General features: G+C 63.6%; 13 protein-coding genes. 4 read left to right on the top strand and 9 right to left on the bottom strand.

The genetic code is table 11. From position 1 onward, the window contains the following. Positions 1–3: 3 nt before the first annotated feature. The 6 genes from FE851_RS16975 to FE851_RS17000 are packed head-to-tail and all read right to left on the bottom strand — an operon-like array spanning position 4 to position 6,047. Positions 4–999, bottom strand: a complete 996-nt coding sequence (locus tag FE851_RS16975; RefSeq protein WP_145204991.1) for an NAD(P)H-dependent flavin oxidoreductase — start codon at positions 997–999, stop codon at positions 4–6. Beyond that, positions 999–2,162, bottom strand: coding sequence for an acetyl-CoA C-acetyltransferase (locus FE851_RS16980; protein WP_145204994.1), 1,164 nt, complete (start codon positions 2,160–2,162; stop codon positions 999–1,001). Before FE851_RS16980 ends, FE851_RS16975 begins: the two co-directional genes overlap by 1 nt. 4 nt (positions 2,163–2,166) lie before the next feature. After that, positions 2,167–2,949 (bottom strand): enoyl-CoA hydratase/isomerase family protein, encoded by a 783-nt coding sequence (locus FE851_RS16985; protein WP_145204997.1) that lies wholly within the window; start codon positions 2,947–2,949, stop codon positions 2,167–2,169. Next, positions 2,949–3,710 (bottom strand): 3-hydroxyacyl-CoA dehydrogenase, encoded by a 762-nt coding sequence (locus FE851_RS16990; RefSeq protein WP_145205000.1) that lies wholly within the window; start codon positions 3,708–3,710, stop codon positions 2,949–2,951. The genes FE851_RS16985 and FE851_RS16990 overlap by 1 nt, the downstream gene beginning before the upstream one ends. Positions 3,711–3,726: 16 nt before the next feature. Further along, positions 3,727–4,911 (bottom strand): acetyl-CoA C-acyltransferase, encoded by a 1,185-nt coding sequence (locus tag FE851_RS16995; RefSeq protein WP_145205003.1) that lies wholly within the window; start codon positions 4,909–4,911, stop codon positions 3,727–3,729. 11 nt (positions 4,912–4,922) lie between these two features. Next, positions 4,923–6,047 carry an acyl-CoA dehydrogenase family protein gene (locus tag FE851_RS17000; RefSeq protein ID WP_145205006.1) on the bottom strand — a complete coding sequence of 375 codons (1,125 nt, stop codon included), beginning with the start codon at positions 6,045–6,047 and terminating at the stop codon, positions 4,923–4,925. An 84-nt stretch (positions 6,048–6,131) separates the two neighbouring features. On the opposite strand from FE851_RS17000, the gene FE851_RS17005 reads away from it, so the two are divergent. Continuing rightward, positions 6,132–6,761, top strand: a complete 630-nt coding sequence (locus FE851_RS17005; RefSeq protein ID WP_017182422.1) for a TetR/AcrR family transcriptional regulator — start codon at positions 6,132–6,134, stop codon at positions 6,759–6,761. On the opposite strand, the gene FE851_RS17010 is transcribed toward FE851_RS17005, so the two are convergent. Continuing rightward, positions 6,762–7,187 (bottom strand): acyl-CoA thioesterase, encoded by a 426-nt coding sequence (locus tag FE851_RS17010; RefSeq protein WP_145205009.1) that lies wholly within the window; start codon positions 7,185–7,187, stop codon positions 6,762–6,764. It abuts the gene before it with no gap. Then, positions 7,184–7,852 (bottom strand): glutathione S-transferase family protein, encoded by a 669-nt coding sequence (locus FE851_RS17015; RefSeq protein WP_145205012.1) that lies wholly within the window; start codon positions 7,850–7,852, stop codon positions 7,184–7,186. The genes FE851_RS17010 and FE851_RS17015 overlap by 4 nt, the downstream gene beginning before the upstream one ends. A 238-nt stretch (positions 7,853–8,090) precedes the next feature. On the opposite strand from FE851_RS17015, the gene FE851_RS17020 reads away from it, so the two are divergent. The 3 genes from FE851_RS17020 to FE851_RS17030 are packed head-to-tail and all read left to right on the top strand — an operon-like array spanning position 8,091 to position 11,118. Continuing rightward, on the top strand, positions 8,091–8,843 hold the full coding sequence (locus FE851_RS17020; RefSeq protein WP_145205015.1) for a glutathione S-transferase family protein: 753 nt from the start codon (positions 8,091–8,093) through the stop codon (positions 8,841–8,843). 5 nt (positions 8,844–8,848) lie between these two features. After that, complete coding sequence (locus tag FE851_RS17025) at positions 8,849–9,670, top strand: glutathione S-transferase family protein (RefSeq protein WP_261371030.1); 822 nt, start codon at positions 8,849–8,851, stop codon at positions 9,668–9,670. 11 nt (positions 9,671–9,681) lie between these two features. Continuing rightward, entirely contained in the window at positions 9,682–11,118 is a 1,437-nt protein-coding gene (locus tag FE851_RS17030; RefSeq protein WP_145205018.1) for an aldehyde dehydrogenase family protein, read from the top strand. A gap of 78 nt (positions 11,119–11,196) precedes the next feature. Here the strand turns inward: FE851_RS17030 and FE851_RS17035 are convergent, their stop codons facing one another. Beyond that, the gene (locus FE851_RS17035) at positions 11,197–12,282 is read right to left on the bottom strand and encodes an NAD(P)-dependent alcohol dehydrogenase (RefSeq protein ID WP_145205021.1); all 1,086 of its coding nucleotides are present in this window, start codon (positions 12,280–12,282) and stop codon (positions 11,197–11,199) included. Between the last annotated feature and the right edge of the window lies 1 nt (position 12,283).

Consider the following 12,283-nt stretch of genomic DNA (forward strand, 5'->3'; position numbering starts at 1 on the left):
GGCTCAGGCCGCGACCAACTGTGTGCGCAGCATGCCGTTCAACCGGCCACGTATGATCGCTTCGGCATCACTCACGATCCGTTTGATCAGCGCGTCGCACGTCGGAATGTCGTGGATCAGCCCCTGGACCTGCCCGGCCCAGATCAGCCCTGCGTCCAGATCGCCCGTTTCCAGCGCGATCCGCCCCTTTGCCCCGGATACCAGGGGTTGGATGTCCTGAAACACTGCGTCCTCGCGCAGTGAAATCTCGACGACCTGATCGGACACGCTGTTCTTGGCTACGCGCCCTGTGTTGTGGAACTTGCGGAAGATGAGGTTCGTCCCCCGCTCGTCATTATCGACCAGAAACTGCTTCACATTGTCATGGATCGGCGCTTCGACGGTGGCGCAGAAGCGTGTTCCCATATTGATGCCGTCCGCGCCCAGCGCCAGCGCCGCGGCAAGCCCGCGCCCGTCGCCAAAACCACCGCTGGCGATCATGGGAATCGTCAGCTTGTCGGCAGCGGCGGGGATCAGGATCAGGCCTGGAATATCATCCTCGCCCGGATGCCCGGCACACTCAAATCCGTCGATCGAAATCGCGTCCACACCCATCCGCTGCGCCGACAAGGCGTGACGCACCGCCGTGCATTTATGGACGACGATGACGCCATGCGCCTTGAAATGGTCGACATGCTCCTGCGGCTTGTCCCCCGCGGTCTCCACGATCTTCACGCCGCTATCGATGATCGCCTTGCGATATTCGGCATAGGGCGGCGGGTTGACCGACGGCAGGATGGTGAGGTTCACGCCGAACGGCTTGTCGGTCATCGTGCGGCAACGGTCGATTTCGCGGCGCAGATCGTCGGGCGTTGGCTGGGTCAGCGCGGTCAATATACCAAGGCCGCCCGCATTGGAGACCGCGGCGGCCAGTTCTGCCCGGCCAACCCACATCATCCCGCCCTGAACGATCGGATGCTCGATCCCGCACAGATCGGTAAAGCGCGTCCTGATCCCCATTACAGCGCCTCTACGATCGTCACATTGGCGACGCCGCCGCCTTCGCACATCGTCTGCAGGCCATAGCGCTTGCCACGGGCCTTGAGCGCGTGGATCAGCGTGCTCATCAGCTTGGTGCCGCTGGCGCCCAGCGGATGCCCCAGCGCAATCGCGCCGCCATTGACGTTGAGCTTGGCCGGGTCCGCGCCGATCGCCTTCAGCCATGCCATCGGGATCGCCGCGAACGCCTCGTTCACCTCGAACAGGTCTATGTCGTTCAGGCTGAGGCCCGACCGCTCGAACGCGCGCCGCGTCGCCGGGATCGGTTCTTCCAGCATGATGACCGGATCGCCTGCCGTCACGGTCAGATTGACGATGCGCGCAAGGGGTTTCAGGTTGAACCGCTTGATCGCCGCTTCGCTGGCGACCAGCACGCCCGACGCGCCATCGGTCATCTGGCTGGCATTGGCAGCGGTAATCGTCCCGCCTTCCTCCAGCGTCTTGACGCTGGCCATCGCCTCCATCGTGCCACCGCGCCGGACGCCATCATCGATGTCGAAAAGGCCTTCGGGAGTCTCGACCCCGACGATTTCGGCCTTGAACGCGCCATTGTCGATCGCCGCTGCCGCCTTGGCATGGCTGGCGAGCGCATAGGCGTCCATTTCCTCTCGGGTGAAGCCATATTTGTTGGCGACCGCCTGTGCGCCGTGAAACTGGCTGAATTCAGCAACGCCATAACGGTTCTGGATGCTCTTTGGCCAGGGGCCGATACCCATGCCAGCGGCGGCGTGGAGCTTGTAATTGGACCCCATCGGCACCCGCGTCATGCTTTCCGCACCCGCCGCGATCACCAGATCCTGCGTGCCGGACATGATCGCCTGCGCGGCGAAATGCAGCGCCTGCTGCGAAGACCCGCATTGCCGGTCGATGGTCACGGCGGGGACGCTGTCGGGCAGCTTCGATGCGAGCACGAGATTGCGGCCTAAGGCAAAGGCTTGTTCGCCCGCCTGGCTGACGCAGCCGACGATCACATCGTCAATGGCCGCCGGATCGACGCCGGTGCGATCGATCAGCGCGTTGAGAATGGTCGCGCCCATATCGGCGGGATGTATGTCGATCAACCCGCCCTTGCGCGCCCTGCCCCCGGCAGTACGGACGGCTTCAACAATATAGGCTTCTGCCATGCTATCAAACTCCCCTGAAATTGGCGTTGCGCTTTGCGAGTAATGCGCTCAGCCCCTCTTCGCTTTCCGGCCCCGCCCCTGCCCTCGCCATGCTGCGCAGTTCGCGGTCCAGTTGCGTCTCCAGCCCGGTCTCGAAACTGTCGGCCAGCAACGCGCGACTGGCGGCCAGCGCTGCCATCGGAGCGTCGGCAAGCGCAGCCGCTACCTTCAATCCCTCGACGGCCAGCGCCTCGTCGTCCACAATGCGCGTCACCAGCCCGATCGCCTCGGCCTCGTCAGCCTTGATCCGGCGGTTGGTCAGGATGATGTCCTGCGCCTTGCGCAGTCCCACCAGACGGGGCAACAGCCAACTGAGGCCGCCGTCCGGCGTCAGTCCGATCGCGCCATAAGCAGCGGTGAAATGGGCCGACCGCGCGCCGATCACGACATCGCCCAGCATGGCCAGGCTGAACCCCGCGCCCGCCGCCGGGCCGTTGACCAATGTGACCAGCGGCTTGGGCGCGCGCGCCAGTCGGGCAACGGCGGCGTGGAAAGTGGCGATCAGCTCGCTCAGCACGTCCGATCGTCTGTCGCCGGCGCCGGCCAGCAACTGCACGTCGCCACCCGCACAGAATAACCGCCCATTTCCGGTCAGCACGATACAACGGATCATATCGTCGGTCTGGCACCGGATCGCCGCCGCCAGCAGCGCGCGCGCCAGTGGCAGGTCGATGGCATTGCCTGCCGCTGGCCGGTCGAGCGTGATCCGCCCGATCCCGTCCTCGACCGTAAAGGCGATCCCGTCCATTAACGCGGCGTCATGCGAATGGCGCCATCCAGCCGGATAACCTCACCATTCAGCATTGGATTGCGGACGATCGATTCGACCAGTTGAGCATATTCCGCCGGTTTGCCAAGGCGACTGGGATGGGGCACCTGCGCGCCCAGCGCATCTCGCACATGCTGTGGGAAGGTCTCCAGCATGGGGGTCAGGAAAATGCCGGGCGCGATGGTCATCACGCGGATCTTGTGCTGCGCCAGATCGCGCGCGATCGGCAGGGTCATGCCGACCACACCGCCCTTGGACGCGCTATAGGCCGCCTGCCCGATCTGCCCGTCATAGGCCGCGACGGAGGCTGTGTTGACGATCACGCCGCGCTCGCCGTCAATCTCCTCCGCCGCGGCGAGCCGGGCGGAAAATTTGGAAATGACGTTGAACGTGCCGATCAGGTTGACGGTCACGGTCTTGGCGAACGTGTCGAGCGGATGGGGCGCATTCTCTTTCCCCACCGTCTTGACCGCAGGCGCGATCCCCGCACAATTGACCAGGATGCGGGCGACGCCATGCGCTGCTTCTGCGGTATCCAGTCCTGCCGCGACGCTGGCGTCATCGGCGACATTGACCCCGACATAGATGCCGCCCAATTCAGCGGCGACTGCCTTGCCCGCTTCTTCATTCAGGTCGAAGATCGCAACCTTGGCCCCCTGCGCTGCCAGCATCGTCGCCGTCGCCTTGCCCAGGCCCGAAGCGCCGCCCGTAACGATGGCTGGCAAACCATTGATATTCATAACTATACCCCTGCTATCAGGCCAGTTCGATCGCCATCGCGGTTGCTTCGCCGCCGCCGATGCACAGGCTGGCAACGCCGCGCTTCAGCCCGCGCGTTTCCAGCGCGCCGATCAGCGTCGCGACGATGCGCGCGCCCGACGCGCCAATCGGATGACCGAGCGCCGTCGCGCCGCCATTGACGTTAAGCTTATCCGCCGGGATGCCCAGTTCCTTGGCGGCGATCATCGCGACGACGGCAAAGGCTTCGTTGACCTCGAACAGGTCGACATCGTCGACCGACCAGCCCGCCTTTTCCAGCAGCTTGCGCATAGCCGGGACCGGGGCGGTGGTGAATTTGGATGGTTCATGAGCGTGTGCGGCAGTGGCCACGACGCGGGCAACGATCTTCATCCCCTGCCTGGTCGCGACGCTCTGCCGCGTCATTACCAGCGCGGCCGCACCGTCCGAAATGGACGACGCATTGGCGGCGGTGATCGTGCCATCCTTGACGAAGGCTGGCTTGAGGCCCGGTATCTTGTCCGGCCGCGCCTTGCCCGGCTGTTCGTCGGTATCGACGATCGTGTCGCCACCCCGGCCCTTGACTGTCACCGGCGTAATTTCGCGGACGAACGCCCCGCTGCCGATCGCCGCATTGGCGCGCTCGAGCGAACGGATGGCATAGTCATCCTGATCGGCGCGGGTGAACTGATAGTCGCGCACCGCTTCTTCGGCGAACACGCCCATCGCCTTGCCGGGTTCATAGGCATCTTCCAGCCCGTCCATCATCATCGTGTCGATGATCCGGTCATGGCCGATCCGCGCGCCGCCGCGATGCTTGGGCAGGGCATAGGGGGCGTTGGTCATGCTCTCCATCCCGCCGGCGATCACGACATCGACCGCGCCCGACGCTAGCGCCTCATGCGCCATGATCGCGGCCTGCATGCCCGAACCGCACATCTTGTTGACGGTCGTGGCCTCCGTGTTCAGGCCAAGGCCCGCGCCCAGCGCCGCCTGGCGCGCAGGGGCCTGCCCCAGACCCGCAGGCAGGACGCAGCCCATATAGATGCGATCGACCGCGTCGACCGACACGCCCGCGCGCTCGACCGCTGCCTTGACCGCCGCTGCGCCCAGTTCCGTGGCCTTGAGGGGCGACAAGACGCCCTGAAAACCGCCCATTGGCGTGCGGGCATAGCTGGCGATGACGACCGGATCGTCCTGCATATCCATTCCTTTCAAAGACTGCGCGCAATGACCATGCGCTGTATGTCCGACGTGCCTTCGTAAATCTGGCATACCCGCACATCGCGATAGATTTTGGCGACGCCATATTCTTCCAGATAGCCATAGCCACCCAGCGTCTGGAGCGCGCCCGACACGATCTGTTCGGCCGCTTCCGATGCAAACAGCTTGGCCATGGAGGCTTCGGTCAGGCAGGGCTGGCCCGCATCCTTGACCCGCGCAGCGTTCAGCACCAGTTGCCGCGCGGCTTCCAGTCGGGTGGCCAGGTCTGCGAGGCGGAAGCCGACCGCCTGATGTTCCATGATCGGCTTGCCAAAGCTTTTGCGATCCTTGGCATAGGCGACCGCGATGTCGAGCGCGGCCTGCGCCATGCCGACGCATTGCGCGGCGATGCCGATGCGGCCGGTCTCTAGATTCGCGAGCGCTATGCGGTAACCTTGCCCTGGCTGGCCGATTAGCAACTCATCCTCGACGAACATATCGTCGAAGCGCAGCGCGCAGGTGTCCGACGCGCCCTGCCCCATCTTATGTTCGACCTTGTCGACGCTATAGCCGGGCCGGTCGGTCGGCACGATGAATACCGACAGGCCCTTCTTGCCTGCGTCCGGGTCCGTCACCGCGACCAGCATGACCACGCCTGCTATCTTGCCCGACGTGATGAACTGCTTGGCGCCGGAGATGCGCCAACCGCCATCCACCTTGATAGCGCGGGTGCGGACGGCCGAAGCGTCCGATCCGGCGTCTGCCTCGGTCAGGGCGAAGGCGCCGATTGTCCGGCCGCCGATCAGATCGGGCAGGAAGCGGGCTTTCTGCGTCTCGCTGCCATCCTTGAGCAGGCCGGAAACCAGGATGCTGTTCTGGATCGACACGATGGTGGACAATGCCCCATCCGCCGCCGCCAGTTCGATCAGCGCCAGCGCGTAGGATACGGCGTCCGCTTCCGCACCGCCAAAACATTCCGGTGCGGTCATGCCCCACAGGCCCAGTCCTGCCATCTCTTCGAACAGAGCAGACGGATAGCCGCCCTCCGCCTCAAAACGCGCGCTATGCGGGCGGATCGCGTCCTGCGCGAAGCTGCGCACCGTGTCGCGGATGGCTGTCTGGATTTCCGTCAGCATAAAACCCGATCGTCTCTTATATACTCACGGGTATATTGATTATCGACCGGTTTCTTGTCAAGAGAAACGGGTAAGGAGACCAGCTTGCCCCGACCGAACGCCGCACCATCCCCCTTCCGATCGCGCGAGGAACGTGAACGCGATCGTGAGGAGAAGCGCGAAGCCGTGCTGCGGGCCGCGGTACGCATGTTCAACGCGCGCGGTTTTCACGCCACCTCGCTCGACGACGTGGCCGCGAGCCTGGGGATCAGCAAGCCGACCATCTACCATTATCTGGGCAATAAGGAGCAGGTGCTGATCGAGTGCGTGACGCGCGGTCTGCAATTGCTGAGCGCTGCCGCGGATACGGCGCGCGCGCAGCCCGGCGACGGCCTTGCCAGGTTGCGCAGCGTCCTGCGCCGCTATGCACTGGTGATGATGGACGATTTTGGTCGCTGCGTCGTGCGCACTGGCGACGAATTTCTTTCCGCTGAGGGGGCGGCGCTGTTCCGCGCGCGCAAGCGGGCGATCGATCTGTCGATGCGCGCGCTGATCGAAGATGGCATCGCCGATGGTTCGATTGCGCCGCTCGACGTGCGCATGACCGCCTTCACCCTGGCGGGGGCGCTCAATTGGCCGGGGCGCTGGCATGATCCGGATGGGCCGCTCAGCGCCGAGCAGGTCGCCGATTCGCTGGTCGATATATTAATCAGCGGCCTCGCCCCGCGCGCCTGATCAGTCAGGGGCGAACAGGGCGCGCACCGCATCTGGCACCCGCTGCGCGCGCAAACCGCCGGGGCGGGTCGTATCCGATATGGTCCACACGCGCTTTTCGGTGCATTCCACGCACAGCCTGCCATCGAGTGACAGGCGGTGCGCGACGGTGAAGCTGCTATTGCCGAATATGGGCGCGTCCGCTTCCACCAGCACATCGTCGCCATAGGCGGTCGGCACGAAAAAGCGTGCCGACACGTCCACCATCGGGAAGCCCGCAAAGGGCATGGTCGCCAGCATCTCACGCTTTTTGGGCAACCCGGCCTGTTCGAACAGCAGCATGGTGCTTTGGCCGAAAATGTCGAAATAGCGCGGGGCGTGAACGATGCCGGCGGGGTCGCAATGGCCCCATTCGATGCGGACGGTCCGCTGGAGAAATGCTGTCACGCGATGATGGTCTTTCCTTGCAAAATGGTCTTTTCCGCCATGTCCTGCGCCGATGGCGGTTCTGGCACCAGCAGTCCGCGCTGCACCGCAGGACGTTCGGCGATCCGGTCATACCAGCGCAAAAGATGGGGAAATCCGTCTATCTCCACCCCGGCCCAATCATGGCCGCGTACCCAGGGGAAACAGGCAATGTCGGCAATGGAATAATCGCCGACCAGAAAATCGCGGGTCGCCAGTCGCGCGTCGAGAACGCCCAGCAATCGTTGGCTTTCGCGGGTGTAGCGATCGATCACGGACGGCAGCTTTTCTTCGAAATAGCGGTTGAATACCGTTGCCTGACCCATCATCGGGCCAAGCCCCGACATCTGCCACATCACCCACTGGATCACCTGACTGCGCGCCTGTGCATCGGCGGGAATGAAGCGGTCATATTTTTCCGCCAGATACAACAGGATCGCACCCGACTCAAAAACCGCGAAATCGCCCGCCTCATGATCGATCAGCGTCGGGATGCGACCATTGGGGTTGAGCGCGATATACCAGTCCTGCTTCTGCACCCGGTCGGTGAGCGCAATCGGCGTTACCGTATAGGGAACGCCCAGTTCCTCCAGCAGGATCGAGACCTTCCAGCCATTGGGTGTTTCTGACGTCAGCAATTCGAGCATCCGCTTCTCTCCCCGGCGGGATCTTTGCCCGCTCGTGCATCACCCAAGCAAAGCGCGGCCGTCCCGGCAAGGCGAGTGGCGGCGCTATCATTGGCAGTGACAGGTTGCGGCCACCGCCAGCCCGCCGGGTAGCGCCACTGATAGTATAGACAGACGACTTGCGGGCGCTGGCCCGCCCCTGCACCACGGGCAGCGAAAGCGCACAGACGCTGCACATCACAAGGTGAGGAAGTCTGCCATGTTGACGCTCTACAGCTTCGGTCCGGCTGCCAATTCGATGAAACCGCTGCTAACGCTTTATGAAAAGGGGCTGGAGTTCACGCCCCGCTTCGTCGATCCGACGCGGTTCGAGCATCATGAGGATTGGTTCAAGGCCATCAATCCGCGCGGTCAGGTGCCCGCGCTCGACCATGACGGGTATATCATCACCGAATCGACAGTGATCTGCGAATATCTGGAGGACGCATTCCCCGATGCCCCCCGACTGCGCCCGGTCGACCCGGTCGGGATCGCGGAGATGCGCGTCTGGACCAAATGGGTGGACGAATATTTCTGCTGGTGCGTGTCCACCATTGGCTGGGAACGGATGATCGGCCCGATGGCGCGTAAGTTGAGCGATGAGGAATTTGAGGAGAAGCTGAAGCATATCCCGATACCGGAGCAGCAGGCCAAATGGCGCAATGCCCGCGCAGGATTCCCGCAAGCGGTGCTGGACGAGGAGATGCGCAAGATTCGCGTCTCGATCGACCGGCTGGAGAAACGCCTGGCGCAAAGCCCCTGGCTGGCGGGCGACGAATATACGCTGGCCGATATCTGCAATTTCGCGATCGCGAACGGGATGCAATTTGGTCATGCCGATATCGTTAACGGGCAAGCCACGCCGCATCTGCTTGCCTGGATCGAGCGGATCAACGCCCGCCCGGCCACGCAGGCGATGTTTGCCAAATCGCAAACGGAAATGCCGCCGCGCCCGGCCATGTCGGCGGCGTGACGGCCATGGCATGGTGTGACGAACCGCCCGGCGGCCAACTACGCATGTATCATATCCCCGGCTGCCCCTTTTCCGAGCGGATCGAGTTGTTGCTCGACCTGAAAGGGCTGCACGACATCATGGCCGACCATGAGATCGACATATCGCTGGCCCGCCCCGACTGGCTGCTCGCCAAGACGCGCGGCACGACGTCGCTGCCCGCGCTGGAACTGGAAAATGGCGAAACGCTGAAGGAAAGCATGGTCATCATGCGCTATTTCGAAGATCGCTTTCCCGATCCTGCGGTGGCGCGGCGCGACCCGTATGAACATGCCGTCGAGGCGATGCTGTGCGCGACTGACGGGCAGTTTACGGGGGCAGGATACCGCATGATCCTGAACCGCGATCGGGAAAAGCGCGACGCACATCAGGCCGAAGTCGATGCGCAATATGCGCGGCTGGACGATTTTCTGCGCCATTATGCGCCCGACCGCGACTATCTGTTCGACAGGTTCGGCTGGGCGGAGGTCGCCTTCACGCCCATGTTCAAACGGTTATGGTTTCTCGACTATTATGAAGCCTATGAGATCCCGCAGCACCTGACCCGATTGCTGCGCTGGCGCGAAGCCTGCCTGTCGCACCCCGTTGCGCAACGCCATCATGGCCATGCTGAGTTGATGACGCTCTATTACGACTATGCACAGGGTGGCGGCAACGGGCGCCTGCCGGAAGGCCGCCGCATCTCCAGCTTCACGCTCGACCCGCCCTGGACCAACCGCCCCATGCCGCCGCGCGACAAATGGGGAAAGCCCGCCACTGATGCCGACCTTGGCCTTCTTCACGCATAAGGACCTGCCCCATGCCCAATACATGCAAACATTATATCGATGGCCAATGGGTCGACAGCCAGGGGGGGCGCACGATTGCGGTGATGAACCCCGCAACCGATGCCAGCGCGACAGACATGATCCTTGGCACCGCGGCCGATGTTGATGCCGCCGTGATCGCCGCGCGCCGCGCATTTGAAACCTTCTCGCTCACCAGCAAGGAGGAAAGGATCGCGCTGCTGGAGCGGATCATGGCGGAATATCAAAAGCGCATCCCCGACATAGCTCGCGCCATTGCGACCGAAATGGGCTGCCCCATCTCGATCGCGCAGACGGCGCAGGCTGGGTCGGGTCTTGGTCATCTGGCGCAGTCGCTCGCGGCGCTGAAAGACTATGAATTCAGCGAGAAAATCGGCGATAACAGGGTGGTGCGCGAAGCGATCGGCGTGGTTGCGCTGATCACGCCGTGGAATTGGCCGATGAACCAGATCGTCGCCAAAGTTGGCCCCGCCCTGGCGGCAGGCTGCACGATGATCCTCAAACCCTCCGAGGAAGCGCCCAGTTGCGCCGCGATCTTTGCCGAGATCATGCACGCCGCGGCTGTCCCGGCCGGTGTGTTCAATCTGGTGCAAGGCGATGGCGACGGGGTCGGTACGGCACTGGCGAGGCATCCTGACATCGATATGGTGAGCTTCACCGGGTCGACGCGCGCGGGAATCATGGTCGCCAAGAACGCAGCCGACACCGTCAAGCGCGTCGCGCAGGAACTGGGCGGCAAGTCACCCAACATCATTTTGCAAGGTACGCCGCTGGACATCGCTCTGCCCGGTGGGGTGGGCGGCGTGCTGCTTAACAGCGGCCAGAGTTGCGTCGCACCGACGCGTATGCTGGTGCATCGTTCCCAACATGACGAAGCGGCACAAAAGGTCGGCGCCATGTTCGCGGCCAAGAAGGTCGGCGATCCGCAAAGCGAGGGCGACCATATCGGCCCAGTCGTCAGCCAGCGCCAGTGGGACCGCATCCAGTCACTGATCCAGACCGGGATTGACGAGGGCGCAACGCTGGTAACAGGTGGCCTTGGTCGTCCTGACGGGATGGATCATGGCAGCTATGTACGCCCGACGGTGTTCGCCAATGTGACGCCGGACATGACGATCGCGCGTGAGGAGATTTTCGGCCCTGTGCTGGTGCTGATGCCCTATGACGATGATGAGGCAGCGATCCGCATCGCCAATGATACGCCCTATGGCCTTGGCGCCTATGTTGCGGGTGATCCGGCCCATGCGCGCAAGTTCGTCAGCCGCCTGCGGGCAGGCGCGGTGTTCGTCAACGCGGGCGGCCTGGCCTTCGACATGCCCTTTGGCGGCTACAAGCAATCGGGCAATGGCCGCGAATTCGGCCGCTTCGGGCTGGAGGAGTTTCTGGAAGTCAAGTCCGTCATCGGCGCTCTGCCGGAGGCGGTGGATTGATGGTGGCCGGGGCGTCCTGCCGCTGTCCACGCACTGCATGAAGATTGAGGACTGACGGCCGCTTCCTGCGAGCGGCCGTCAGTCCTGTGGCATCAACACTACCGGCTTGATCACCGCCCCGCTTTCCGACGCGGCAAAGCCAGCTTCCAGATCGGCAAAGGCATAGCGCTTGATCAGCTTTTCCAGCGGCAGCCGGCCTTCGCGATAATAAGTGATCAGGCGCGGGATGAATAGCTGCGGGTCGATGCCCCCTTCCACCACGCCGACAATCCGTCGTCCCATGCTCATGATGGATGAAGGGTCGATCGTGAAGCCGTCCGGCGGATAAGCACCGACCAGCGCCAGCGTGCCGCGCTGTGCCAGCCGATCGACCGCAAGGCCGAGCAGCGCCGGGACGCCGGTGGTATCGGCGATATGATCGAACTGTCCGTCAAGCGCGGCCAGATCATCGCCTGTCTCGCTTGCGCCCAGTTCGCGCGCGAGCGCAAGGCGGCTGGCATGGCGATCGATCACCGCAATCCGTCCCGCGCCCGCAATGACCGCCGCCATCAGGGCCGACAGGCCGACCGCGCCGGCACCCAGTATCGCAATCGACTGGCCGGGTTGCACCTGCAATGTTTCCAGCACCGTCCCTGCGCCGGTCTGCACTCCGCACCCCAGAGGCGCCAGAATGTCGAGCGGCAGGTCGCGATCGATCCGCACGACATTGTTGCTATGGGCAAGAGCATGGGTGGCAAAGGATGACTGGCCGAATATATTGCCGCCGATCCGCTCGTCCCCACGCCAGATGCCGCCCTGCCCCGGCTGCGTTACCCCCAGAAAGTTGCGCGGCACAAATTCCGCGCAATAGCCGGGCTGATGATCGTGGCAGGCGCTGCACGCGCCGCAACTATGAAAGCTGAGCAACACATGATCGCCCGGTGCGACACCATCCACGCCTGGCCCCACGGCATCGACGACGCCAGCACCTTCATGGCCCAATATGACGGGGAACGGGATAGGCAGCGCGCCGTCGCGCATCACCATGTCGGTATGGCAGATGCCGCAGGCATGGAGCCTTACCCTGATCTGGCCGGGCCCAGGCGCATCCATGGCCAGTTTTTCGAAACGGAAGGGGTTGCCAGCCCCCTCCACCACCGCCGCGTCGATCGCGATGCTGCCCATG

Source organism: Sphingobium sp. B2, assembly GCF_007693735.1.
Lineage (GTDB): Bacteria > Pseudomonadota > Alphaproteobacteria > Sphingomonadales > Sphingomonadaceae > Sphingobium > Sphingobium xenophagum.